Raw genomic sequence first — 24,852 nt, 5'->3', positions numbered from 1 at the left:
CTTACCTGTTCAGCATTTTTTTTGTTACAAACTCATTGAAAAAGAAATCCCTATAAACACTTCCTATAGGGATTTCGTTTGTACCTATGTACACGGTATTGTTATCCATAGAACCAATATGCCTGACATTGATGACATAGGACTTGCTTACCCTCACAAAAATTTCTTTGGGCAACTGATCGTAGATAGTTTTGATATTCATGGCCGTAATTACCTTCTGATTTTCGCTGTGCATTACTACATAATCTTTTAAACCCTGAATAAAAAGTATGTTATTGAAATAGACTTTAAAAATTCTTCGGTCTGCTTTCACAAAGAAAAAATCATCTGCTACCTGTTCGATATTGTTATTTGCGTAATCTGTTTTGAATAAACTGGAATAAGTGCGGGCTTTTTCAACAGCCTTTTGAAAACGCTCCAATTTAACTGGTTTTATCAGGTAGTCAATCGCATCTACTTCGTAGCTGTCTGTAGCAAATTCAGAATAGGCGGTTGTAAAAATCACAAATGTTTCTTTCGGAATGGTTCGGGCAAATTCAATTCCGTTAATTCCCGGCATTTGTATATCCAGAAAGATCAATTCAACTGCATTGTTTGCTATAAAATTTACGGCGGTTTCGGGGCTGTTGAACGAACCAATTAAATCTAAACCATCTGTCTGGTTAACCAGGATTTCTATGGCTTCTCTTGCCAATGGTTCATCGTCTATAATAATACAGTTCATAGCTTTATGGTTAAAGTTACGCAATACCATTCTGCGTCATCTTCAATATTTAAATGATGTGTTGCCGGGAACAAAAGTTCCAGTCTTCGTTTAACATTTGCCAGGCCCAATCCACCAGTATTGGTGAAGGATTTATGCAGGGGTTTGGAGTTGATGCATTTGAAGAAAAGTTCGTCATTTCTGACATCAAAATACAGGTTTACATAAGAGGTTTTTGTGACATCGTTGTTGTGCTTCACCGCATTTTCCACAAATGAAATGAGCAGCAGCGGAGGAATTTGTATGCCGCTCAAATCTCCCTCTTTTGAAATCAGGAAATCAAAACTGTCCCGCCTTACTTTTTCCAGGTTTAAAAAATCTTCCAGGAAATGAATATCTGAAGTCAGCAGCACCTTATCTCTTGCGCTGTCATAAAGCTGGTAACGCAGTAAGTCGCTCAACTTCATTAAAACCTGTGAGGCTTTTTCGGGGTCTTTCTTTGTGAGTACATTGGCATTGTTTAGCATGTTAAATAAAAAATGCGGATTGATCTGGTTTTTCAATTGTTCCAATTCTGTGTAAGTTTTCGATTGTTTCAGCTCATAGATCAATTGCTTGTCTATCATTCCTTTCTGAAATAGTTTTATAGAAGAGGAGGCTGCCAGCAGCAGTACGGTAAGGAAGGAAAAAAGTGGGATATTCAGCCCATGCCCTTTGTCAAAAGGATTGAAAAAATAACCACAAACAGCCACTACAACAAGGATACCGAGCACAGCTAAACAGTATTCAATATTTTTATTCCTGAACAGGAGTTTTGGCACCAGCAGGTACATGTTCACATAGAATAAGAGAATAAAATATACAAATGTCGCTATCGGATTGTCAATTTCGGAGCTGCTGTTAAACAATACGGCTCCAATAAAAACAATGAGCAGCAGGTGCCGGAATATCCTGCGGTCAGGTGAAATCAGGAAACGAAAAAGTGAGTTTTCGCTAGTGAACTGCTGATGAGGAAAGTGATTCATTCATAAAGTTTTATAAAACAAATCTAGACTTAAATTTATGATATGGTTTGCTTTTTATACCAAAGTGCCCGCTTTTTATACAAAAGCTCGAACATCTGATAAACGCTTAAAACAAAAAACATTTTAGTAGCGCCCTGGAAAGCTTTGCTATAATAAATACCGCGTTTGGTATAATTTTAAAAAAGACAGTTATCCCGAAGGGTAGTTTTACATCCTGATGAAAAACAAGTTAATTTATACACTGCTGCTCGTCGCAATATCATTGCAGGCTTATTCACAGGAGAAAGTTACATTGAGTGGAACAATCAGCATAAAAACAAATACCGAAACCATAACCGGTGCAGGTATTTTCATTCCTGAAGCCAAAGTTTCAGCAGTGACCAATGCCTATGGCTTTTATACCATCAGCCTGCCCAGGGGAGCATATACAATGGTGATCAGCTATGTAGGATTTGAGTCTATTGAAGAAAAGATCTTGCTGACACAAAGCATCAGGAAAGATTTTTCGATGCTCGAAAAAAGCAAAACTTTAGATGAAGTAGCGATAAAGTCCAACAGTTCCGGAAGCAATATCCGACAACCGGAAATGAGTGTGCATAAACTTTCAATATCCACCATTAAAAAGATGCCTGCAGTTATGGGAGAGGTTGATATTCTGAAGGGCATTCTGCAACTTCCGGGAGTTTCCAGTGCACAGGAAGGAGCAACAGGCTTTAATGTTAGGGGTGGTTCTGTTGACGGAAATTTGATATTGTTAGATGAAGCTGTCGTTTACAATACTTCACACCTGTTCGGCTTTTTCTCGGTTTTTAATGCTGATGTGATTAAAGATCTGAAATTATATAAAGGAGGGATCCCTGCAAATTTCGGTGGGCGCACTTCTTCCGTTCTGGATATTTATCAAAAAGAAGGGAACAGCAAGGAATATCACATTACAGGTGGAGTAGGGGCGGTTTCGAGCAGGTTATTGGCCGAAGGCCCTATTGTAAAAGATAAAAGTTCGTTCGTGGTTGCCGGTCGCGCTTCTTATGCGCATTTGTTTCTGAAGCTGGCAGACAACCCTAATGCTGTTTCTTTTTATGATTTGAACGCTAAACTGAATTATAAGATCAATGACAATAACAGAATTTTCTTTTCTGGTTATTTCGGTAAGGATAAAATGGACTTCAACAATTTTTTCAGCAACAATTATGGGAATTCATTCCTTAACCTGCGTTGGAACCATCTTTTTTCTGAGAAGTTTTTCTCCAATGCATCAGTCATTTACAGTAAGTACGATTATGGCCTGAAGATAAAAAATGTTGGCATTGATTGGGCTTCGGACATCCGTAATTACAATCTGAAGTACGATTTTAGCCATCATCTGTCTGACAAGCTGGTTTTAAAGTATGGTGTTAATTCCATCTATTATCAATTCAATCCCGGCACCATAAAACCTGTGGACGCTACATCGCCGATTAATGCCGGCCAGATTGAAAAAAAATATGCCTGGGAAAATGCTTTGTATATCAGCGCTGAACAAAAACTCAGTGATAAAATATCTTTGAATTATGGGCTGCGCTATAGCAATTTCCAGCGCTTGGGTGAACAAAATGTAAATACTTATGCCAATAACCAGCCAGTGGTGTTCAATCCCGAATTACAAATTTATGAGGTAGGAAAGCCTGTGGGTACAACACATTACACCAAAAACAAAAGGATCGTTGGTTTTGGGAATTTAGAGCCCCGGTTGGCAGTTTCTTATGCCATAAATGATGACCAGTCCGTTAAAGCAAGTTATAACCGGATGAGCCAGTATGTCCATTTAATTTCCAACACAGCTTCTGTCTCTCCGCTTGATATCTGGGCCCCGAGCGACCAGTATCTGAAACCTGAAATTCTTGACCAGGTTGCCCTGGGCTATTTCAGAAATTTTGGCAATGGAAAATATACTTTGGAAACCGAAGCTTTTTACAAGAAAATTAAAAACAAAGCAGATTACATAGACGGCGCCGAATTGATTGCCCACAGGGCCATAGAACAGGTATTGCTAAACGGAGAGGCTAGGGCTTATGGACTGGAGCTGATGCTGAAGAAAAACACCGGAAACCTGACCGGCTGGCTTTCTTACACATTATCCAGGGCAGAGCAGCGTACAGCCGGAAAAAACGCGGATGAGCCCGGTATCAACAAGGGCGAATGGTATCGTGCCAATTATGATAAAACGCATAACCTTTCACTTACAGCTGCGTACCAACTGGCTAAAAAATGGAACCTGGGTGGCATTTTTACCTACCAAACGGGCAAAGCAGCAACTTATCCTATCGGTAAATACCAGTACCAGGATATTACAGTTGCGAATTACGGAGCGCGAAATGTCAACTCGCTTCCAGCTTATCATCATCTGGACCTGTCGGCAACCTACCTGCCAAAACCCGACAGCAAAAAAAGATGGAAAAGTGAGTGGGTATTCAGCATTTACAATGTTTACAACAGAGGTAACGCTGCAGCTGTTATGTTTGAACAAAACAGGGAGACGGGGCTGAGCGAAGCTAAGAGAATATCGATTTTCGGTATCATTCCGGGTGTAACTTACAATTTCAGATTCTAAATTCTAATTCTGTAAAAATGAAAACTATACTTAAATACCTGATTGCCTGGTGCTGTTTTTTTCTTGTGTCCTGCACAAAAGTAGTAGACATGGACCTGGAAACAGCAGCACCAAAATTGGTCATTGACGCATCGATTGATTGGGTAAAGGGTACAAGCGGCAATGAACAAAAAATCAAGCTCTCTACCACAACGGGATATTACAGTGCCATATTTCCAACAGTTTCAGGGGCTGATGTAACGATCACCAATTCAGCAAATACCGTTTTCGGTTTTATCGAAAGCCCGGGTACAGGAGAGTATGTCAGTTCCGATTTTCGGCCGGTTATAGGGGAGACTTATACTTTAAAAGTAATTTTGAATGGAGAGGTTTATACTGCAACCGAAACCTGCACCGGTGTGCCGGATATTGAAAACGATATGGTACAAAATAACAAGGGCGGAGTTGGGGGGGATGAAATGGAAATTATGTACAAATACCAGGATGATGGTAATCAGGAAAATTATTATTTACACCGGATCATATCCCCGGTGTCCGTGTTCCCCGAATATAAGGTCGAAGACGATAAGAACAGCCAGGGCAGGCTGATGCAGGAATTTTTTTCTGATAAAGACCTGAAGACCGGAGATTTGATAAACATCAGGTTGTATGGTATTTCCAGAAGATATTACGATTATTTCAGAAAATTGTTAGCCGCATCTGGCGCTGGGAATGGACCCTTTCAGGCAATACCGGGTTCGGTTCGGGGGAATATTATCAATCAAACCCATTTTGCAAACTTTGCTTATGGATATTTCAGGTTATCGGAAGTAGACGTAAAAAATTTCGTATGTAAATAAGTACAGCCATAAATGCAGTCGAAGGCCAAAGCCGCAAGAGGCTATCTTTTTGACCTCAGGATTGAAGTAAAATTAAGTTCAGTCTTCGGCCTCCTGCATACTTTTCTCGTACCTGCTCAATATTTTGTCCATAAAACGGGTACTTTTTGCGAGCAAGGTACGCGGGAACTATTGAGCAGCTAATAACCAGCCGGCAGGTTGATCCTTAGTTATTTTTTAATATCCTTCATCATCTGGTAAATTTTGTACACATTTGTTGGGGAGATGGCAACCGAATTCTATTCTGATTATACTGATCTGCAGCTGGCTGGATTGCTGTCACAAGGCGATAGATTGGCGTACACTGAAATTTTTGAGCGTTATTCCATGCTATTGATTGCACACGCTTATAAACTGCTGGCCGATCAGGATGCTGCAAACGACGTGGTTCAGGATGTACTGCTTAATCTTTGGCAAAAAAGAGAACGTCTGGACCTGAATACTTCATTAAGCGCCTATCTTTACACTGCTACCCGAAACAGGATATTTAACCGCAAGTCCCATCAGAAAATTGTGGACCGCTATGCGGATACGATGATTGCCTATATGGAAGGCACACATACGAATTCAGATGATTTTGTGAGGGAAAAAGAACTAACTGCAATGATTGAAAAGGAAATCAGGGCTTTGCCGGAAAAGATGCGGGAAGTGTTCATTCTCTATAAAATGGAGGACCTGAGTTATAAGGAAATCGCAGACCGTTTGGGTATTACAGACCGTACTGCCAGGCAGCAGGTATACAACGCTTTGAAAATTTTAAAGACGAAAATCGATATTTACCTGTCTCTTTTTCCTTTCCTCTGAAATTATTTTATTTTTTTTCAAAATCATCTATGTCAAAAGGCATAGATAACTGTCATGTAAATAAGGGGGCATTCCAATTCCCATATCAACGTGAATAAAAAGAAAGCAAAAGCATTGCTAATAAAATACGAAAACGGTGAGCTGCTCAGAGATGAGCAACTGCGCCTGAACCAATGGTACCTGGAGCAAGCCGTTGCCAGCAAGGAAACGCTAAGTGAAGAAGCCCTTAAGGAAAGCTATGATTACCTGAAAAATAATCTTCCGGTATTATACGGATCCAGGACAGCAAAACTCTGGCCGCGCCTGGTTGGCATAGCAGCTGCGGTAACAGCCATCATTGTAGGAACCTGGTTTTATATCCGGCAAACGGCCCCAACTCAAAAAGCTACTGCCCACAGCGAAATCACCCTGAACGACATTGCACCAGGTAAGCAGGGTGCTACCTTAACATTGGCCAATGGCAAAAAGATCAGGCTGGGTAATGCAGCTAATGGAGAACTGGCTAAAGAGGCCGGCCTGGTCATTACCAAAACAGCGAACGGGCAACTGATCTATGAAGTTGAAAAAGGGCATGGGGAACTGAGTAAAGTCAATACCTTAACAACTGCAAGAGGAGAAACCTACGAGGTGCGTTTGCCTGATGGTACTTTAGTATGGCTTAATGCAGCTTCGAGTTTAAGCTATGCCACAAAGCCGAATGAACGTGGTGAAAGAAAGGTGAAGTTGGAAGGTGAAGGCTATTTTGAAGTGGCTAAAGATAAAGACCATCCTTTTGTCGTCCAAACCCGCGGACAGGAAGTAGAAGTATTGGGAACGCATTTCAACATCAGCAGTTATGCTGATGATGAGGTAGAGAAAACAACGTTGGTGGAGGGCAGCATCCGGCTCAGCAGCGGCGGAAGGACAAGGTTATTGAAGCCCGGCCAGCAGGCAAATATCAAAGGTACGGGAATCTCGGTTGAAGATGTGGATACAGACCAGGCGATTGCCTGGAAAAACAAAGAGTTTATGTTTCAGAGTGAAAGTATTGAAGGTGTGATGAAGGCGGTAGAACGCTGGTACAATGTAGAGGTGATCTATGTGGGAGCGCGCACAAAGGAAAGGTTTACCGGCGGAGTATCCCGTTATGACAACGTATCTAAGGTGCTCGACATAGTGGAATTTACCGGTGCAAGCCATTTTAAAATTACAGGAAGAAAAATTTACGTCTCTAAATAACCCGACCAATAAAAAACTGATTATTAACCATTATTTTAAAAACATGCAAAGAAAACTACTTTAAGAAAATCGTGAAAACGAACCAGGTTCCGACGATTCGGAACCTGGTTTCAGTTTGGCATTCAATTAAACATCAATTTAAACCGCAGATGCCTGGATCCTGGTAAGAAAAGGAATCTGCTCAACCAAACCTAAACACTAATGTATCAAAATTCGCGAAAATTTGGTATGCCTAAGCGGCTATACCATAAAATATTATTAACTATGCGCTTAACCATCGCTATATTAGTTGCCTCATTAATGCACGTAAGTGCATCTGGTCTTGCTCAAAAGATTACTTTACACAAATCAAATGCTTCCCTTCAATCCATTTTTAAGGCACTGAAGGACCAAAGCGGTTATAATTTTTTTTATACGGATAATCTGTTGAAAGACGCCAGTCCGGTAGACCTAGACGTACGCAATACAGACCTAAAAGATGTGCTGCAGCTTCTTTTTGCAGGGCAGAACCTGGATTACCTTGTTCGTGACAAGACGGTCATCATTCAGGCGCGGAAGGCACAGCCCCAGGAAATCATTTCTGGCTTCGTAGGCGATAAGAAAACCCGGCAGCCCATACCTGGAGTAACCGTATCAATAAAAGGTACGAAGTCTATGGTCCAGACCGATAAGAACGGGAAATTTACCATCAGCGTGCCCAGCGGAGCCACTTCTTTAGAATTTAGATTCCTGGGTTATAAGGCAGCAAATTTGCCCATTCAGCCTAATTCAAACTATACTATTTACCTGGAAGAGGATGAGCAGTCTTTAAAGGAAACGGTGATTACAGGGTTAACAGAACGTAAAGCGGCAACTTATACGGGGGCCGCCAAGACAATTACACAGGCAGACCTGAAGTCGATCAGTGCCGGTAATATTTTTGCCGGCGTGGCAGCAATGGATCCATCTTTCCGGATTATGGTCAATAATGCTGCCGGTGCGGACCTTAATCAATTGCCTGACATCCAGATTCGTGGTGCGAATTCTTTTGTAAATATCGGTACGGAAATGTCGGGCAACCCGAATCTGCCGCTGTTTATTCTGGATAATTTTGAGGTCAGTTTGCAGCAGATCGTAGATCTCGATATTAACCGCATTGAAGCTATAACTATTTTGAAGGATGCATCCGCTACTGCGATCTACGGCTCCAGAGGGGCAAACGGAGTAATGGTCATTACCACTATTCCGCCAAAGCCGGGTACTATCCAGGTAAACCTGAATAACGATTTTGAATTTCAGTCACCAGACCTTTCGGTATATCATCTGTTGAATTCCAGGGAAAAGCTGGATTTTGAACAAAGGGCCGGATTGGTTACCAATTACTTTCAGGAATATCTCTACAACGAACGGTATAAAAATATGGCCAGCGGAGTAAATACGAACTGGCTGAGTATCCCTGTACAAAGCGGATATACCAACAGGACCTCATTGAGCCTGGCTGGTGGAGATCGTGCAATCCGCTATAATTTATCAGGTACAGTTGCTTTGGCCAACGGCGTAATGAAGGGGATGGATAACAAGCGGTATCAGGGAAGTTTCAGGCTGGCCTACAGTGTAAAGAAGGTACAGTTTATGAATACCATTTCTTTGAGCCAGCGCAACGCCAATGCATCACCTTATGGTAATTTTAGCCAGTATGTTGGCATGAACCCTTATTGGAAACCGTATGACGAAAACGGTCAGGCACAGCAGTATATCGAAAACATCCGTCTTTCAGCGGCAGAATCTTCTTTGATATTAAACCCTTTAAGGGATGTAATGTTCAATACCATAGACAACAGAGAGAATGAACTTACCGTCAGCAATACCAGTTCTGTAAGGTACGACATCAATAAATCTATTTTTGTGGAAGGGAGTTTCAATCTGCAAAAGGTCAATGGCCGGACAGATAACTTTTATTCGGCTCTGGACAGTCGTTTTGCTACTGTAACCGATGTGACCAGAAAAGGAACTTATAGCGTAGCGAACAGTGAAAACCTTACTTTGGGAGGGCAGGCAAAGGCAAATTTCATTAAAGGTTTCGGCCGTCATATGGTCACTTCAAGTCTGATCGCAGAGATCAGGAACAGCCAGCTGAGCAATTATTTAATGAATGCAGAAGGTTTCCCCTTCGACCGCCTGGATAACCTGTTGTTTGCGACCCAATATGAAGCCAACGGGAAGCCGAGCGGTAACGAGAGTACCGTGCGTACGCTTGGATTTACTTTCAGTGGCAACTACACCTATGATAACCGTTACTTTACAGATCTTTCTCTTCGCCGTGACGGTTCATCACAGTATGGTACCAACAAGCGCTTTGGCACAAACTGGTCTGCGGGCCTGGGATGGAACCTGCACAACGAGACGTTTCTTAAAGCGGTAAAATGGATCAACACCTTGAGGCTGCGTGGAAGTTATGGCTCAACAGGATCCCTGAACATTCCGGCCTATGGTGCCCAGTTTATGTATGCTTTCAACGCCAATACCGGCTATTACAACGAACTTGGAGCACAGCTGAACAATCTTGGGAATGCCGATTTAAGCTGGCAGCAGGTATTGAAAGCTAATGTGGGCATTACCGCGAGTCTTTTCAATAATCGTTTGGCGCTGGATGCCAATTTATACAGGGATGTTACGCAAGATGCACTGACTTCCATCTCACTTGCCCCTTCAACCGGTTTTACTTCTTTCTCAGATAACCTGGGTAAACTTCAGAATACAGGTTTGGAGCTGGATGTGCGTTATAAAGTGATTGACAACCGTGCTAAAAACATCAGCTGGTTTGTGAATGTCAATGGACTTACCAACAAAAACATTCTGAAAGAACTGTCTGACAGGTTTAAATCTTCCAATGACCGGCTGAACAGTGGAAATCCGAACCAGACCGCGCCAAACCCGCAGTTTGTAGAAGGTAACTCTATGAGTGCCATTTACGTGGTACCTTCATTGGGTATTGATCCGGTTACCGGCCAGGAAGTGTTCATTAACCGTTACGGTGAAAAAACATTTAACTGGGATGTGAACGATAAAGTAGCATTTGGTGATACCAATCCTACATGGAGTGGCAATATCAATTCGACCTTAAATATGGGCGGGTTCAATTTCACGCTGTCTTTCAGGTACCAGTTTGGCGGACAGATCTATAACTCAACTTTATTGCAGCGGGTTGAGGGTGTAAATGCGAGGAATAACGTAGACCGCAGAGCTTACGATCTGGGTTGGAAATTTCCGGGGGATGAAAGCCTGTATAAACGGATCGTGGCATCACCCGTCCAGACACAGAGTACATCCCGGTTTGTACAGGACGACGATTTTCTTCACCTCACGACAGTCAGGGTAGGCTACAGGTTTGACGGGCTTAACAGCGGGTTTATCAGAAAGGCAGGCATGAATTCGCTAACCATTTCAGCGATCACCAACGATATCTACAGATTTGCTACCACAGCATACGAAAGGGGAACCAATACACCATTTGCAAGAACCTATTCCTTGAGTTTAAGTGCAGGTTTTTAGCAGACAAAATATATAAAACATGAAAAGGACATTATACATCATACTCAGTGTTGCCTGCGTTGTCAGCCTGACGGGCTGTAAGAAATATCTTGACGTAACACCAAAAGCCAATATATCCGAAGAGCAACTGTTTACTTCAGAACCAGGCTTTCAACAGGCTTTGGGCGGCGTATACTCCCAATTGGCCAGCCGTAACCTTTACGGGGACAAGCTGACTATGGGTTTCGTTTCTACCCTTGCCCAGAACTATGTAATTGCCCAATCCGGCTATATCCCACTGGTGGAGACAAGGAAACTGAATTATGAAAGTGCAGAGGTACAGGACCACACGGAAGCCATATGGGGCACAGCTTATGCAGCCCTTGCAGGTATCAATAAAATCCTGCAGAATACCGAGAAGAACAGGGCGGTACTTTCAGATCAGGGCCATGCCCTGGTACGTGGTGAGGCCTTGGCCTTAAGGGCTTTGCTTCATTTTGACCTCCTGCGGCTATTTGGTAAAACTTATGCAACAGGTGCAAATGACAAGGCTATTCCCTATAAAACAGATGTTACCGATAACATTAATATCCCGAATACCACCACTGAGGTCATCAATTTTGCCCTTTCCGACCTCAGGGAGTCCGAAAACCTGCTTAAAACCGCAGATCCAATTGTAACCCTGAATACCCGATCGAGACGCAACCATCTGAACTATTATGGCGTAAAAGCGCTTGAAGCAAGGATCCGATTGTATATGGGCGACAATCCGGGTGCAGCGGCAGCAGCAGCAATTGTAATCAATTCCGGAAGATACCCTTTTGTAACTTCAACTGCTGCCTCTTCAACAACGGCCCGGGACCGGTTATATATGACCGAACAGGTATTCATGGTTCGGGTAAGGACCATGACCTATGCAGATGGTACCCCTGCTGCCTATTTCAGGTTTAATGCAGGTGCTGCCTATAAACTGACTTTATCCGATGCCAACTTTAAAACGTTATACGAAAACAGCTCCACAGATATCCGCTATCTATACAGGGTAGAGCAGGATGGGGGCATCCCATTTCCGTCTAAGTACTGGCAAACTACCGCTACAACGCTCGACTCAACCCGTTTAGATCAATGTGTGCCAGTAATCCGTTTAGCCGAAATGTACTATATCCTTGCAGAAACAGCTCCAACGCTTAATGATGGTTTCACGCAATTGAATGCAGTGCGGACAAGGAGGGGCCTTTCGGCCTTGCCTGTAAGCACACAGGCCACCCTGAACAACGAAATCACCAAAGAGTACCAGAAGGAATTTTATGCAGAAGGGCAGTTGTGGTTTTATTATAAACGAAAAGCTACCCCAAGGCCCCAGTTCCTGATTTCCAGTATTACCTCAGATCTGACGCCTGCCAAATATGTACTCCCGATTCCGCCAACAGAACTTCAGTTTAATCCGAATTACAACTAATAATGAATACCATGAGATATTTTATATTATTGATGATATTACCTTTGCTTTTTGCCTGTAAAAAGGAAAAGGTAGCGCCCTATAAAGCTGAAGATGGCATAGCTTTTTATGCAAGCATATATGATCCTCAGAGTGTTGCCTACTCCTTTGCCTTTAATGTACAACCCGTAAACAGGGATACCATCTTTTTCAAAATGCGGGTTACCGGAAGGGCTGCAGATCATCCCCGAACAGTAAGTGTAAAAGCAGTGGCCGGAACCACGGCGCGCGCTGGTATAGATTACATATTGCCCGAGGTTACACTCCCTGCAGGCAAGCTGACGCTTGATTATCCTATTATTGTACTCAACTCTCCTGAAATGACAACCAATACTTATACCCTGGTGGCAGAAGTGGCTGAAAATAGTGATTTTACCATTGGCTCTTTGGGTAATGTTCCGGCTTCGCCCTATACAGAGGTGAATTTTAAACAGGTAAAAGTGGAGATCTCCAATAAACTGGTACAGCCATCGTACTGGAGTGCCGGTACTTTTGGGGCTTTTAGTGTTGTAAAATTCAAATTTATGATACAGGTTACGGGTTTAACGGATTTCTCTCCGGAAGCCATTGGTGTTGATGGTCAGTACAATTTACCCATCAGGTTGAGAAACGCGCTTGCCGAATATGAAGCTGCTAACGGGCCTTTGTATGATGAGAACAACGTTAGGGTAACTTTTTAATTTCAATATTTAGATTTTAAACCATGTTAAATTATTATATAAAACGCAGTCTGATGGCAGGTATGATTCTGCTGGCCTTTGCCTGTCATAAAGACAATCAAAAGTTTGATTACCAGGAAATCAATAACGTAACGGTTGAAACCGATGTAACCAGCTATACGCTGTTTGCCGGCGACTCGCTGATCGTCATCCCAAAACTCAAAGAGTCTATGCCTACAGGTGAGGAATTTACCTATGCCTGGACCGCATCCATAGCCAATAGCAGCAATGCTTCACAAACGCAATTGTCGGCCAGCAAAGACCTCAGGGTAAAACTTGAACTTGTGCCCGCAACTTATAACCTCAATTTTAAAGTAACCAGTAAAAAAACAGGTATTACCTCTATGAGCAGGGTTACACTTACCGTACAGGCGGCTTTTTACAGCGGCTGGTATGTAGCCAATAACAGGGCCGGCAAGGCGTCAATGTCTTTTATCAGGGCAGATGATAAAATCTACGAAAACCCTGCTGAAGAGGTAAACAAAAAAACATATACCGGCAAAGCTTTATCTGTCTTTCCGAGCACCTCAATTGGCGTGATTTACTTTTTTACAGCCCAAAATGCCTATAGGTTTAATATCAACGATTTACTTGAACTTACCGACAGGACAGGAACCCTGCCTTTGGCCCCGGTACCTTATACAGGTGCCCCGGTTTTTTCTACATCCCACAGTAGCCTGGTTACCGACCAATATATTGTTGCTGATGGTGCTCTATATGCCGGGCTTGGCCCAACCTTTTATGCCGCGGAAGTTTTAAAGCCATTTTCAGACCGCCTTACAGGAGATTACAATATGTTTCCAGGCGTATTTCCAGCCGCACAAACCACCACTATGTTTTACGACAACAAATACAAAAGATTTATGCAGTTGCCTTATCTCGATAGAGACCTGACAGTTCTGCCACAAACTGCAGGCAACTTTAACCTGGCGAATGTAGGCCGGACAATGATTGCTTATGATAGCGGGGTTGCGGGGAACAACAATGAATTTTATTATGTAATGGAGGCAGCGGGGATCCGTTCGCTGATCTCTACAGTAGGGATTGCACCTGGCATCAGTCAGGCCATTAACAACAGCCCTGAAATTAACGAAGCCAAACACTTTGCAACTTCCTCTATTTTTAAACAGATGTATTATGCTGCAACCAATAAGATCTATAAATATGACATCCTGGCCAATTCTTCAACCCTGGTCTATACCTTCCCGGCCGGTTATGTGGTTAAAGATCTGGAACTGCAACGTGCGCCTGCAGCTTCAAATAGCAGGATACTTGCTGTGGGAACGAATAAAGGTGATGTTGGTGAGGTTTACCTGTTTGATATCAGCGACAGCGGCGACTTCGTTAATCAGACCTATACCAAAAAGTACGAGGGCTTTGGTGAAATTATTTGTATTAAAAGGAGATAGATATGAAGACTGCAATTATTTTTGCCGTAAGCCTCTTAACCGGCTTTACGGCTTATAGCCAGCAAACGGTACCGGCATATAAAGCCAGCCTTGACTCCCTTAAAATCATCATCGATCCTTTGAAACAGGAAGCAATTGTTACCCGCTTAATTAAAGCCTATCCCAATGCTAATTTTGAGCAGTACCAAGCTATGCTGGCCAATAACTTTGCAGCGGCAAGGAACACCAGCAAAGCTTTAAGCTATTTTAACCAGTTGCAGGGCAGATCACGTACAACGACCCTGCTGACTGTGCCTGCTACGATCATGAGCTATGATCTGAAGACTGCGGAAGCAATGGTTGAAGAAGAGCTTGGAAAGACTGAACTTTCGGCACAGGATCGCCAGGCTTTGCTTAATGTGCACAGTCAGATACTGGCAAGGAAGGGTGATTATACAAACGCATTTACAGCCTTTAAAGAATATTACGATCAGACGCAGCGAAAAAGTACAACACTGACTGCCAATTACTATTACCTGATGAGTAAATCGGGTAATCAGAAGGAAGCTATGCCCGAGTTGGAAAAAGCGGTGCTTACGGGCGTGGCCAACGAAGCTGCGAAAGCTGAGTTGGTAGCTGCATATGATAAATTAAATCCCGGTAAGAATTCAAAAGCTTATCTGACAGAATTGGAAAAGCAGTTTGAAGAAAGGCATAAAGGCGAACTTATCACGAAAATGATCAAAGAAACAGCCCCGGATTTTGCAGTTAAGGATCTTGACGGGAATGTGGTTTCTTTAAGTGATTTTAAGGGCAAGACCCTGGTGTTGGATTTCTGGGCCACCTGGTGCGGGCCTTGTAAACGTGCGCTGCCAGCCATGCAAATGACTGTAAATAAATATAAGGACGATAAAAATGTAAAGTTTCTTTTCATCCATACCTGGGAGCAGGTTCCGAATCCAAAGGAAGAGGCAATACAATATTTTACAGACAATAATTACAGGCTACCGCTATATATGGATGTTAAAGACCCGGACACCGGAAAAAACCCGGCAGTTTCTGCATTTGATGTGAAGGGTATCCCGGCAAAATTTGTGATAGATGGGAAAGGAAATATACGGTTTAAAACCAGTGGATTTGGCGGAACAAATGAAGCTGCTGTTAATGAACTATCTACTATGATTGAACTTTCAAAAAAAGAAAGCTGATAAAAAACAAAAAATATGAAAGCAAATAGTTTATATAAAGCAGCAGCCTGTTTGATAGGCTTATGTATGTTTGTTAACCCGGTTTTTGCGCAATCCTTATCGGCTGACACCTCGGTTTCGGGATTGTTTAATGCTATAAAATCAGAAGTGGATGCTTCAAGGATGGAGGTGTTGTTGAAAACATTACTGCGACAGCCAGATCAGGGGAACAAGCAAATCCTGGCAGATGTGAGTACCCAGATGACAGCAGTCGCATATGCCGAGGCGGGAAACATAGAAAAAGCAAGTTACTGGATTGGTCAGATTAAAGACCTCAGCATGCAGGGCTCAAGCCGGGCAGCTGTGGTAACAATATGGATAAACGCAGATAAACTGGCAGCGGCGGAGCAGATGATTGAAGCAGCAGCGAATAGGGAACAGCTACTGTCGCAGCTGGGTATAATCCGTTTTAAACAGGGTAAATACCAGGAAGCGCTGCCCTACCTGAAAAAGCAGGGGATGGGAAGTTCCGAATATTACATTCTGGCACTGATGCGTTTGGGAAATGATGACCTGGCTTTTACCGAATCCAATCAACTGCTAAGGAACTCAGCACATATCAGTGCTGAGCTAAAATCAGGAATAAAAGCAATTTTTGTTAAAAAATATGGGAATGAGCAACGATTCAATTTCCTCATAGATTCCCTTAAAGCTGCTGAAAACAAAAAAATGCTGACCAAAATAACCAGAATGGAAGTCAATGAGCAGGCCCCCGATTTTGAACTGAAAGATCTGAACGGTAAGACCGTTTCATTAAAAAGCTTAAGGGGCAAAATAGTGATTTTGGATTTTTGGGCCACTTGGTGTCAGCCTTGCGTAGCTTCTTTTCCGGGTATGCAAAAGGCAGTAGATTATTTCAAAGACGATAAAGACGTAGTTTTTATGTTTATTCATACTATGGAGAAAAGCTCAACCGCCGACGAAGATGCACGCAGGATGCTGGCCGCAAAAAAGAACAGATTTGATGTATATATGGATTGGAAAGATAAGGCTACGGGTAAAAGCCCTGTATGTGCAGCTTATAGGATTTCGGGAATACCTGCTAAGTTCTTTATTGACAGGAATGGGGTTATCCGGTATAAAAATTCGGGGTATATTGGCGTAGAAGAGGCCATCCCTGAGATTAAAATGATTGTAGATAAAATCAGGGGATAAAATTATTACAGCCATTTTTCAGTTCAGTATTCAGCTCATTTGCTGCAAAGCACACTTCCATTTTTCAAATGGAAAAATAGAAAACATTAAACGCTGTAATGGGTTATTGTTGTTATGCCAACAACATTGTTTATTGACTGGTCTGCATTTTTTGTAGGAGAAGAGGACTGGAAATTTCTTATCGAGATTGCGCTTCGTACATTGATCATGTACATTATTATTCTTTTGGGGCTGCGCCTTCTGGGGAAAAGAGGGGTTAAGCAACTGTCTGTTTTTGAACTGGTGGTGATTATTTCACTGGGTTCGGCAGCTGGTGACCCGATGTTTTACAAAGAAGTAGGGCTAATGGTTCCGGTGGTCATATTTGCTGTTATTGTGGGTGCATACAGATTAACCACCTATCTTACGGCAAAAAGTACAAAAATTGATGATCTGGTGGAAGGGAAGTGCACTTATTTAATCCGGAACGGGGAATTTTCTATTGAAAATTTTTCCAAAGAAGCCCTTGCCCACGACGAGTTTTTCTCTGAACTGAGGCAGTACAGCATTTCGCATCTGGGCCAGGTAGATACTGCAATCCTGGAAACTTCCGGATCATTGAGCGTATATTTTTATGCCGATGAGGACGTGAAATATGGCCTGCCCATTATGCCTTTACTTTTTGAAGCCGGTAGCTGCAGCATTACTGCCAATGGAAAATATGCCTGTTGTTTTTGCGGGAATGTTGAAGAACTCCAACCCAAAAAGCATTACACCTGCAAAAAATGTAAACACGACAAATGGGTAAAAGCAATGAACACGCTCAGGATTAAATAAACCATCAAAAGCAGCCAGTGCTGTTGGAAACTGAAAACATTTTCTCCTGCCAGCGGTTAATGCACTATGAAAACAAATGACCTGATGGGCAATACCGGAGCAGAACATGTGCCATCACAGCACCTGGGATCAGAAATGAATGCGGTTGAGCAGATAACACTTGCTTCAGAAGCGCAGGCTGTGCACTTTTTCCAGACTGTAAAGGAACGCTTACTGGATGTGAACCGCTGGAAGCAGATTGCAGGCGGCACCATGTCGGATTTCTTTCTTACTGATGAGACGGGAAATCTGGTACAGCGCAAAGCTACCGGCGGGGATCACATCCGTATCGATATTCCGGGGCCCGGTTCCCAAACCGGTGGTGGTTATGATTGGGTAACGATTGAAGAGATAAAGCTGGAAGTGCTGGACAATGCAGAAGTATTGAGCATGACGGCCCGTCCTTCTGTCAATCCGCTGACAGACAGTGAAGACACAGCCCACTTTCTGACAGATGACGCAAGCTCTACTTTCCAGGTGAAACGGGTTGGAAGTGTGATCTCAGCTGAGGAGCATGGCAGGAACGAAGTCCCCAATACAGAAACGGAAAATACGCTGGACAATATCCGGAATACTTTTGTGGGCTGGGGCGCTAAAGCCGGGTTTTCCTACCCCCAATGGAAAGCGCTTGTAAAAGGTTTACTGAATACTGCTGATATTTACGGCGACAGCAGGTAGCGAGATTTTGAAAACAGATCCTTTATCCGGTTCGCTGTCGATGGTAACTTTTCCATTTGCCGATGCAACAATAGTATTCACCAGGTAAAGCCCGACACCTGAGCCTTCGGATGCTGTTTCCACCTGTTGGAACTTTTCAAAAATTGATTTCTGGTCCGCTTTACTGATACCTATTCCGTTATCTGCAACGCTGATGACCAGATGGTCGTTCTCCTGGTAAGCGCTGATCAGAATTTCCGGAATGCGGTTAGCCGGCGTATACTTGATGGCATTGTTCAACAGATTATAGATTACGCTGCGTAGTTTTCGCCTTGCAAATCTGAGTTGAGAAATTTCCAATTCCTCTTTAATTATGGCTTTGGATTCCAGTATCTGAGGTGCCAGCGTAAGCCTTACATCCTCCAGGATATTCTGTAAGTCCAGCAATTCCACTTCAGCCTTGTAACGCTGTTCCTGCCAGCGCGTGGCAACCAGGTCGTTCACTACTTTTTTAATCTGCAGCAGACTGCTTTCCACATGCGCCAGGAATACGGGAAACTTTTCCATACTTTTTTCGGGCAGCTTTCTGAGCATTTCTATGGTTAAACCCAATGCAAAAAGCGGATTTTTAATGTCGTGTGCAATGGTGTCCAACAACAATTCATGCTCGGCAATCAGCTTTTCCTGTTCTTTAAGGTCTTTAATGCGTGAGGTAATGTCAACAAATGTAATGATGACCCCATTGGTGGTGTTTTCTTTGCGTACCAGGTAAGGGAGGATATTCATCTGATACCAGCGCATGTCTGTAGTCTGGATCTCTTTTTCCAGGATCTTACCGGTTGCAATTACTTCTTTGATGTTATCAATGATGGTAGGATACCTGAAGTTTTCGCTGATCTCTTCCAATGGCCGGCCAATGTACTCCCGTTTCAGGTTAAACTGTCTCATGGCAGGGGGGGTAAATTTCCGAAGCGCCAGTTGCGCATCTACAAACAGTTGTGGAATAATGGTGTTGCTGAAATAATTTTCCAGTTCTTCGTTAAGTCCGATCAGTTCGCTAATCTGTTCATTTTTGCTTTGCATACGAAGTTTGAGTTAATAATTATATAATATCAGCCAATAAACGTAACTATAGGGAGATATTATAACACCAGCACTTGTGAATTGTTTGATGAACGGGTTAACCCCGGGGATGGAAAGGATTAAAAATGGTAACTGCTCAAAATCAAAAAAATGTTACATACGCTAAAAAAGTTTTATACGTTTGAGTACATAGTGTGCCTGAAATAACACCAGATTTTGAAGCCACATCATTGAGATATTATTAACTTAACAAATAAGCATCAGCTATGCTAAGCAATACAATTAAAGAAGCGACCAGAGAAGCACACCAGGAACTCGAAAAAAAAGTAATACTGAAAATGAAATCCATTCGCAGCAATGCCGACTATGCCGATTTCTTAAAGCATTTTTATGCCTATTTTAATGCGGTAGAGCAGGCCATTGCACCATATATCACATCCGGATTGTTGCCCGACCATACTGAGCGCCGCAACTCTTCCTATCTGAAAAAGGATATTGAGGAGTTGGGTGCAAATGTAAATGAGCTTCCACTTGTCAAGGCCCCGGAAATCAGTAATACCATTCAGGCACTGGGTGCCCTGTACGTCATGGAAGGTTCGATCATGGGTGGACCCATTATTGTAAAAATGCTGGAGAAATTTGGCATTACCAGCGGTATTTCCTTCTTTTCGGGATATGGTGAAGCTACCGGACAAATGTGGGGCAATTTTATAGCGATCATGAACGCGCAGGCCGGCGATGCTATAGAAGAGCAGCAGGCTATTGATGCGGCCAATGCAACATTCTCCAATTTTGGAGCCGTATTTGACACGCTGGCTATAGCCTGAACCCCGGTTTCAATCAAAAGCAATTAACCCCATAAAAATCTAATTTTTCATTAACCGTGGCGACATGCGTTTAAAGAAATAAATGTTGAGCAGGAACTGCGTATAGCCATATACGGCATCTTCCAGTGGGATGGTAAGTACCCGGATGTTAAGGAAGTCCCTGGGATTGTAATTTACAATAGGTGCTTCCAGTCCGGTACCGGTGAGTACGCCGTTTACAGGAAGGAAACCTAACATTAAAATGAAAAATACCAGCGAAGCTTTACCAATCCATTGTGCCCTGGCAAAAAAGTGCAGAAAAATAAGCGTTAAGGTGGTAGCTGCAGCCGTTACAAAGGTGTAGATCTTATCGTAATGTAATAAGGCGATCAAGGTTAGTGTAATTACACTGACAAACACAATGATGGTATTAAAAGCATCGGCCCAGCTCAGGTCAAAAAACTTGTCGAGACAGAAATAGGTAAATACACAGGAAAATGGAATGCAGATAAAAAACAACCACTCTTCAACCGGTAGGCCGAATAAGGTTATCCCCGTGGTATAGCTGGTATTGAACCACCAAACTCCCATTTTGGTAAAATAAATATCCCAGCCTATAAAGGGAACGGCTACCAGTAAAGCTGCTTTAAAAAACGCAGGAAAGTGTTTGTAAAACTGTATCCTTTTATCGAATGAAAAAATGAAACATACGATCACAGTAAGAAAATTGATCAGCAGATAGGTGTAAGGCTTCATTTTTTAGGTTTGTTAAAATACATTCTGAAATATTTTGGCGGAACCCACAGAAAACCAAAGCACTCTCCGTTGTGTTTTACCACATGCTTATGATGTTGTTTATGAGCCCTTCTGATGGCCATCAGGTAAGGGTTTTGTGTTTCACGCAGCAACCTGATGCGCTGATGGATAAAGATGTCGTGCACAAAAAAATAGGCCATTCCGTAAATGGTAATCCCAAGGCCGATATAAAATAAGGCACTGAAATGGTCTATGGAACCCATATACATGAGGGCAATAGCAGGTAAAGCGAAGATGACAAAGAAGTAGTCATTTTTTTCCAGCGGCCCTTCGGTGCTGTGGTCATGGTGATCGCGATGCAGGACCCATAGAAAGCCGTGCATCACATATTTGTGGATGAGCCAGGTGGCAGCCTCCATCAATATAAATGTCAAAACTGTAATGATGAAATTCATAGTTCTGCTATCATTTTTTTTAACCGTGCGGAGGTGATTTTGTTTTTGTTGTCGCGAATGAACTGTTGATCCTGCTCAATATGGGTGTTGTATCCCAGAAATGAAGGACAGTTTTTTTGTACAGACAAGCGAATGAAGCGAATTTCAACATTGTTTTGCGCTTCTTTTATCGCCAGTTCGATAGCTTTCTTGCCCTGGTTAAATGTACTGAACTTTGCAATGGGGTTGATGATGTGTTTGGCCCATACCACTTTTAAAGCCCCTAAATAGGCCAGATGAACGGGGTCTCCTGTTTTTGTACTCAATTCCTCAATCATGGCCCTGCATAGTTTTTTGTTGGAAACAGCCTTTACATAATTTGTACGGATATGCTCCATATCTTCTGTATTGGCGTTAGCTATGAGCACCTGGAGAAACAATATGGTTAATACAGTAAGGAATTTCATAACACCGCCATTTTATATCGTAAATAACTACGCATGGCCAGCGAAAGTTTTTCCGTATTGGGGATACGGATGCGCTGCTGCATTATTTTCTCTGCAGGGGTGTTTTTAATCTTCTTAAACAACGACCGGTAATATTTATAGGCCAGGTATACCCCAAATCTGGACTGCACGGGCAACTTTTTAATGCCCTTCAAGGCCTCATCAAATTCAGCCTCAATTTCATGCTCTATTTCTCGCTTGGTTTCGTTACTGAAAATACTCATTTGGATATTAGGGAAATAGCTGCGTCCCAGGGCTTGATAGTCTTCTTTCAGGTCGCGCAGAAAATTTACTTTTTGAAAAGCCGAACCTAGTTTCATGGCGTATGGCTTAAGCCTTTCAAAGGCTTCTCTGTTTCCCTCCACAAATACCTGCAGGCACATCAAGCCAACAACTTCGGCAGAACCCAGGATGTATTCTTTATACAAGTCGGAATTGTAATTGATTTGCTGCAGGTCCATTTCCATGCTGTGCAGGAATTGTTCGATCAGCGATCTGTCAATGTCAAACCTGTTTACCGTTTCCTGAAAAGACTGGAGTATGGGATTAAGTGAAATTCCTTCGTCCAGGGCATTCCAGGTTTCGGTTTTAAAGCGCTCCAGTAAGCGTGCCTTATCGTAGTCGTGAAAGCTATCAACAATTTCATCTGCCAGGCGTACATACCCGTAAATGGCATAAATGGCGGGGCGTATTGCGGCTTTTAAAGCCAGGATACCCAGGGAAAAACTGGTGCTGTATTTTTGGGTAACGGTTTCACTTACTTTGTAAGATAACTCATCAAATAGCTTTTTCATGCCTGTTAATTTTAAGGTTGTTTACTTCGTTAGCTGCAATTTTACCTGATATAATGGATGGCGGTACGCCCGGGCCAGGCACGGTTAACTGACCGGTATAGAATAAATTAGACAGGTGCTTGTTTTTAATCGATGGCTTTAACACTGCCGTTTGCGCAAGGGTATTGGCCAGCCCATAGGCATTTCCGCCATAGGCATTGTAGTCGCTCACAAAATCGCTTATGCAATAGCTTTTCTTATACGCTAACCTGGAAGCCAGATTGTGGGCTCCGGTGTGTTTTTCCAGTCGTTTGAGCATTTCAAGCAGGTAATGCTCACGTGTAGGTTCAGCGTCTGCAAGTCCGGTTGCCAACGGCATGAGTAAAAACACATTTTCATGCCCCTGCGGTGCCACCTGCGGATCTGTTTTAGACGGGCAACACACATAGAACAATGGGTTGTCAGGCCATTTTTTTTCATCATAGATGCTTTTAACATGTGCATTCAGATCATGTTCAAAAAACAGGGTATGGTGTTTAAGTCCGGGAATCTTTTCTTTAAAACCGAGGTAATAAATAAGGCAGGAGGGGGCAAAAGTGCGTTTTTTCCAATATGTCTCCTTGTAGTTCCGTAATTCAGGATCCAGCAGGGTTTCGGTATGGTGATAATCTGAAGAGGCTATGACCGCATCAAATTCCAGGTAAGTGCCGTTCGTTATTATTCCTGTTGCCCTGCCTTCATGTGTAACAATTTTTTCTACATTCTGGTTGAAATGAAAAATAGCACCCTGTTCTTCTGCCACTTTTTTCATTGCGGTTACCAGTTCGTAAAAACCTCCCATAGGATACCAGGTGCCCAGTGCATATCCGCCGTAATTCATTAAGCTATACAAGGCTGGTATCTTTTCTGGTGATGCGCCCAGAAAAATGACCGGGAACTCCATAAGTACCCTCAGTTTTGGGTGTGAAAAATACCGGCCTACATAATTTCTGAAACTGGAAAGCAGGTCTAACTTTAACGCACTGCCTGCTATGCGGGGCGACATAAATTCCAGCCAGCTGTGACAAGGCTTGTTCACAAACTCACGCATCCCCACTTCGTACTTGTACCTGGCAGATTTCATGAAGGTGTCCAGCTGCTTGCCCGCTCCCTTTTCCAATGCTTCAAATATGGCTTTGAGTTCGTTGTACGACTTGGGTACACTGATGTTTCCGTCTTTAAAGATCATCTCGAACTGTGGATCGAGTGAAACCAGCTGGTAAAAATCGGCAGCCTGGTGCCCAAAATCATTAAAAAAATCTTCGATAATGTCAGGCATCCAGTACCAGCTGGGGCCCATGTCAAATGTGTAACCATTGCCGCTTTTCAATTGCCTGGCCCGGCCTCCAGGTTGATCGTGCTTTTCAAAAACATGGACTTCATTACCCGCCTGTGCAGCATATGCTGCAGCCGACAGACCGGAAATACCAGAACCGATTATGGCGATCTTGTTTTTCATGCCTGCTGGTTTTTTGAAAGACTATAGCTTGCTTTATCCAATAAATCGCTGCTATCCATGTGCTGCGAGAAAATAGGATGATGAAAATCATTAAGCTTACCAAGTAGCCGTATCAGCTCCATTTTTTCAGCATACAACAGGTTTCCTGTAACTATGGTCGTGGCCTGGCGTATTTTATCCATTTGCTGATCTAAAGCTTCAAGGCCAGCCGGGGTTATGGAAATTACCTTACTGCGCTTGTCTGTTTCGGAGTCTGTTTGTGCTACCCAGCCTTTTTTAATTAGCCTGCCGATGATCTGCATGCCGGTTGGTTTATCCTGGATGTTTTTTTTGATCAGGTCCATTTTTGTCATTGCCCCAAAAGCCCTGAGATTGATCAGGTAGATGAAATCTTCCTGTGTAGTAAAGTCTGAATTGTGTATAGCCGCACGGGAATAGGTTTTTGCATACCTGTTCATATGGACCAATAAAGTACTGATCACACTTTCAGGACTTCGGCCATGCGCTTTTCCTTCCCAAACGGGTTCATCGGCCGGAAGTTCTTTTTGCTTTTCAGTGTCGTAAATCCAACGTTTAAAGCCATTTATATTTTTAGGGTAAGAACCGGTATCTGTGCCAGTGTCAAATTGTTCGACCAGGTGAATTACCTCTTTTACGGTTTCATAGTTCATGGATTCCTGTTTTATAGTATGTAAATATACTATAAATATTCATTAAAAGTATTTAAATATACTTAATGATCCATAACA

The 24,852-nt window shown here is 42.8% G+C and carries 22 protein-coding genes; 13 read left to right on the top strand and 9 right to left on the bottom strand.

What is annotated here, in order from left to right; translation table 11 throughout:
- Nucleotide 1: 1 nt before the first annotated feature.
- Nucleotides 2-724 (bottom strand): LytR/AlgR family response regulator transcription factor, encoded by a 723-nt coding sequence (locus tag ABIE26_RS10155; RefSeq protein ID WP_310137137.1) that lies wholly within the window; start codon nucleotides 722-724, stop codon nucleotides 2-4.
- A complete protein-coding gene (locus ABIE26_RS10150) occupies nucleotides 721-1,728 on the bottom strand; it encodes a sensor histidine kinase (protein WP_310137139.1) in 1,008 nt (335 codons plus the stop codon). The genes ABIE26_RS10155 and ABIE26_RS10150 overlap by 4 nt, the downstream gene beginning before the upstream one ends.
- A gap of 217 nt (nucleotides 1,729-1,945) precedes the next feature.
- On the opposite strand from ABIE26_RS10150, the gene ABIE26_RS10145 reads away from it, so the two are divergent.
- The 12 genes from ABIE26_RS10145 to ABIE26_RS10090 all read left to right on the top strand — a co-directional run bounded on the left by ABIE26_RS10145 (nucleotide 1,946) and on the right by ABIE26_RS10090 (nucleotide 18,268).
- A complete protein-coding gene (locus ABIE26_RS10145; RefSeq protein ID WP_310137140.1) occupies nucleotides 1,946-4,318 on the top strand; it encodes a TonB-dependent receptor in 2,373 nt (790 codons plus the stop codon).
- A gap of 17 nt (nucleotides 4,319-4,335) precedes the next feature.
- Nucleotides 4,336-5,157 (top strand): DUF4249 domain-containing protein, encoded by an 822-nt coding sequence (locus ABIE26_RS10140; RefSeq protein WP_310137141.1) that lies wholly within the window; start codon nucleotides 4,336-4,338, stop codon nucleotides 5,155-5,157.
- 264 nt (nucleotides 5,158-5,421) lie between these two features.
- The gene (locus tag ABIE26_RS10135; protein WP_310137142.1) at nucleotides 5,422-6,000 is read left to right on the top strand and encodes an RNA polymerase sigma-70 factor; all 579 of its coding nucleotides are present in this window, start codon (nucleotides 5,422-5,424) and stop codon (nucleotides 5,998-6,000) included.
- 90 nt (nucleotides 6,001-6,090) lie between these two features.
- On the top strand, nucleotides 6,091-7,218 hold the full coding sequence (locus ABIE26_RS10130; protein ID WP_310137144.1) for a FecR family protein: 1,128 nt from the start codon (nucleotides 6,091-6,093) through the stop codon (nucleotides 7,216-7,218).
- Between the two features lie 264 nt (nucleotides 7,219-7,482).
- Nucleotides 7,483-10,749: a SusC/RagA family TonB-linked outer membrane protein gene (locus ABIE26_RS10125; RefSeq protein WP_310137146.1), complete on the top strand. Its 3,267-nt coding sequence runs from the start codon at nucleotides 7,483-7,485 to the stop codon at nucleotides 10,747-10,749.
- A gap of 19 nt (nucleotides 10,750-10,768) precedes the next feature.
- Entirely contained in the window at nucleotides 10,769-12,187 is a 1,419-nt protein-coding gene (locus ABIE26_RS10120) for a RagB/SusD family nutrient uptake outer membrane protein (RefSeq protein WP_310137147.1), read from the top strand.
- A gap of 11 nt (nucleotides 12,188-12,198) precedes the next feature.
- On the top strand, nucleotides 12,199-12,906 hold the full coding sequence (locus ABIE26_RS10115) for a DUF4843 domain-containing protein (protein ID WP_310137149.1): 708 nt from the start codon (nucleotides 12,199-12,201) through the stop codon (nucleotides 12,904-12,906).
- 53 nt (nucleotides 12,907-12,959) lie between these two features.
- Nucleotides 12,960-14,354, top strand: coding sequence for a PKD-like family lipoprotein (locus tag ABIE26_RS10110; protein ID WP_310137151.1), 1,395 nt, complete (start codon nucleotides 12,960-12,962; stop codon nucleotides 14,352-14,354).
- Between the two features lie 2 nt (nucleotides 14,355-14,356).
- Nucleotides 14,357-15,541 carry a TlpA disulfide reductase family protein gene (locus tag ABIE26_RS10105; protein WP_310137154.1) on the top strand — a complete coding sequence of 395 codons (1,185 nt, stop codon included), beginning with the start codon at nucleotides 14,357-14,359 and terminating at the stop codon, nucleotides 15,539-15,541.
- Nucleotides 15,542-15,556: 15 nt separating this feature from the next.
- Nucleotides 15,557-16,735, top strand: coding sequence for a TlpA family protein disulfide reductase (locus tag ABIE26_RS10100; protein WP_310137156.1), 1,179 nt, complete (start codon nucleotides 15,557-15,559; stop codon nucleotides 16,733-16,735).
- Nucleotides 16,736-16,849: 114 nt separating this feature from the next.
- Nucleotides 16,850-17,551, top strand: coding sequence for a DUF421 domain-containing protein (locus ABIE26_RS10095; RefSeq protein ID WP_310137158.1), 702 nt, complete (start codon nucleotides 16,850-16,852; stop codon nucleotides 17,549-17,551).
- 66 nt (nucleotides 17,552-17,617) lie between these two features.
- Nucleotides 17,618-18,268 carry a hypothetical protein gene (locus ABIE26_RS10090; protein WP_310137160.1) on the top strand — a complete coding sequence of 217 codons (651 nt, stop codon included), beginning with the start codon at nucleotides 17,618-17,620 and terminating at the stop codon, nucleotides 18,266-18,268.
- On the opposite strand, the gene ABIE26_RS10085 is transcribed toward ABIE26_RS10090, so the two are convergent.
- Nucleotides 18,230-19,330 carry a sensor histidine kinase gene (locus ABIE26_RS10085; protein WP_310137162.1) on the bottom strand — a complete coding sequence of 367 codons (1,101 nt, stop codon included), beginning with the start codon at nucleotides 19,328-19,330 and terminating at the stop codon, nucleotides 18,230-18,232. The genes ABIE26_RS10090 and ABIE26_RS10085 overlap by 39 nt on opposite strands.
- A 266-nt stretch (nucleotides 19,331-19,596) precedes the next feature.
- On the opposite strand from ABIE26_RS10085, the gene ABIE26_RS10080 reads away from it, so the two are divergent.
- Nucleotides 19,597-20,157, top strand: a complete 561-nt coding sequence (locus tag ABIE26_RS10080; protein WP_310137165.1) for a biliverdin-producing heme oxygenase — start codon at nucleotides 19,597-19,599, stop codon at nucleotides 20,155-20,157.
- A 39-nt stretch (nucleotides 20,158-20,196) separates the two neighbouring features.
- Here ABIE26_RS10080 and ABIE26_RS10075 read toward each other — a convergent pair whose 3' ends face one another.
- The 6 genes from ABIE26_RS10075 to ABIE26_RS10050 are packed head-to-tail and all read right to left on the bottom strand — an operon-like array spanning nucleotide 20,197 to nucleotide 24,774.
- Nucleotides 20,197-20,892: a lycopene cyclase domain-containing protein gene (locus ABIE26_RS10075; RefSeq protein ID WP_310137166.1), complete on the bottom strand. Its 696-nt coding sequence runs from the start codon at nucleotides 20,890-20,892 to the stop codon at nucleotides 20,197-20,199.
- Nucleotides 20,889-21,347, bottom strand: a complete 459-nt coding sequence (locus ABIE26_RS10070) for a sterol desaturase family protein (RefSeq protein WP_310137168.1) — start codon at nucleotides 21,345-21,347, stop codon at nucleotides 20,889-20,891. The genes ABIE26_RS10075 and ABIE26_RS10070 overlap by 4 nt, the downstream gene beginning before the upstream one ends.
- Entirely contained in the window at nucleotides 21,344-21,793 is a 450-nt protein-coding gene (locus ABIE26_RS10065; protein WP_310137170.1) for a hypothetical protein, read from the bottom strand. The genes ABIE26_RS10070 and ABIE26_RS10065 overlap by 4 nt, the downstream gene beginning before the upstream one ends.
- Complete coding sequence (locus tag ABIE26_RS10060; RefSeq protein ID WP_310137172.1) at nucleotides 21,790-22,626, bottom strand: phytoene/squalene synthase family protein; 837 nt, start codon at nucleotides 22,624-22,626, stop codon at nucleotides 21,790-21,792. Before ABIE26_RS10060 ends, ABIE26_RS10065 begins: the two co-directional genes overlap by 4 nt.
- Nucleotides 22,610-24,103, bottom strand: a complete 1,494-nt coding sequence (locus ABIE26_RS10055) for a phytoene desaturase family protein (protein ID WP_310137174.1) — start codon at nucleotides 24,101-24,103, stop codon at nucleotides 22,610-22,612. Before ABIE26_RS10055 ends, ABIE26_RS10060 begins: the two co-directional genes overlap by 17 nt.
- Entirely contained in the window at nucleotides 24,100-24,774 is a 675-nt protein-coding gene (locus ABIE26_RS10050) for a MarR family winged helix-turn-helix transcriptional regulator (protein ID WP_310137176.1), read from the bottom strand. The genes ABIE26_RS10055 and ABIE26_RS10050 overlap by 4 nt, the downstream gene beginning before the upstream one ends.
- Nucleotides 24,775-24,852 lie beyond the last annotated feature (78 nt).

It is taken from the genome of Pedobacter africanus, assembly GCF_040548825.1.
Classification (GTDB): Bacteria; Bacteroidota; Bacteroidia; order Sphingobacteriales; family Sphingobacteriaceae; genus Pedobacter; species Pedobacter africanus_A.
This window is presented reverse-complemented; position numbering and strand designations above follow the sequence as displayed.

Bases quoted from the DNA above. Each gene is read 5' to 3' on its own strand.
- ABIE26_RS10155 (WP_310137137.1), bottom strand. From the start codon at position 724: ATGAACTGTATTATTATAGACGATGAACCATTGGCAAGAGAAGCCATA.
- ABIE26_RS10150 (WP_310137139.1), bottom strand. From the start codon at position 1,728: ATGAATCACTTTCCTCATCAGCAGTTCACTAGCGAAAACTCACTTTTT.
- ABIE26_RS10145 (WP_310137140.1), top strand. From the start codon at position 1,946: ATGAAAAACAAGTTAATTTATACACTGCTGCTCGTCGCAATATCATTG.
- ABIE26_RS10140 (WP_310137141.1), top strand. From the start codon at position 4,336: ATGAAAACTATACTTAAATACCTGATTGCCTGGTGCTGTTTTTTTCTT.
- ABIE26_RS10135 (WP_310137142.1), top strand. From the start codon at position 5,422: ATGGCAACCGAATTCTATTCTGATTATACTGATCTGCAGCTGGCTGGA.
- ABIE26_RS10125 (WP_310137146.1), top strand. From the start codon at position 7,483: ATGCGCTTAACCATCGCTATATTAGTTGCCTCATTAATGCACGTAAGT.
- ABIE26_RS10120 (WP_310137147.1), top strand. From the start codon at position 10,769: ATGAAAAGGACATTATACATCATACTCAGTGTTGCCTGCGTTGTCAGC.
- ABIE26_RS10115 (WP_310137149.1), top strand. From the start codon at position 12,199: ATGAGATATTTTATATTATTGATGATATTACCTTTGCTTTTTGCCTGT.
- ABIE26_RS10110 (WP_310137151.1), top strand. From the start codon at position 12,960: ATGGCAGGTATGATTCTGCTGGCCTTTGCCTGTCATAAAGACAATCAA.
- ABIE26_RS10105 (WP_310137154.1), top strand. From the start codon at position 14,357: ATGAAGACTGCAATTATTTTTGCCGTAAGCCTCTTAACCGGCTTTACG.
- ABIE26_RS10100 (WP_310137156.1), top strand. From the start codon at position 15,557: ATGAAAGCAAATAGTTTATATAAAGCAGCAGCCTGTTTGATAGGCTTA.
- ABIE26_RS10095 (WP_310137158.1), top strand. From the start codon at position 16,850: ATGCCAACAACATTGTTTATTGACTGGTCTGCATTTTTTGTAGGAGAA.
- ABIE26_RS10090 (WP_310137160.1), top strand. From the start codon at position 17,618: ATGAAAACAAATGACCTGATGGGCAATACCGGAGCAGAACATGTGCCA.
- ABIE26_RS10085 (WP_310137162.1), bottom strand. From the start codon at position 19,330: ATGCAAAGCAAAAATGAACAGATTAGCGAACTGATCGGACTTAACGAA.
- ABIE26_RS10080 (WP_310137165.1), top strand. From the start codon at position 19,597: ATGCTAAGCAATACAATTAAAGAAGCGACCAGAGAAGCACACCAGGAA.
- ABIE26_RS10075 (WP_310137166.1), bottom strand. From the start codon at position 20,892: ATGAAGCCTTACACCTATCTGCTGATCAATTTTCTTACTGTGATCGTA.
- ABIE26_RS10070 (WP_310137168.1), bottom strand. From the start codon at position 21,347: ATGAATTTCATCATTACAGTTTTGACATTTATATTGATGGAGGCTGCC.
- ABIE26_RS10065 (WP_310137170.1), bottom strand. From the start codon at position 21,793: ATGAAATTCCTTACTGTATTAACCATATTGTTTCTCCAGGTGCTCATA.
- ABIE26_RS10060 (WP_310137172.1), bottom strand. From the start codon at position 22,626: ATGAAAAAGCTATTTGATGAGTTATCTTACAAAGTAAGTGAAACCGTT.
- ABIE26_RS10055 (WP_310137174.1), bottom strand. From the start codon at position 24,103: ATGAAAAACAAGATCGCCATAATCGGTTCTGGTATTTCCGGTCTGTCG.
- ABIE26_RS10050 (WP_310137176.1), bottom strand. From the start codon at position 24,774: ATGAACTATGAAACCGTAAAAGAGGTAATTCACCTGGTCGAACAATTT.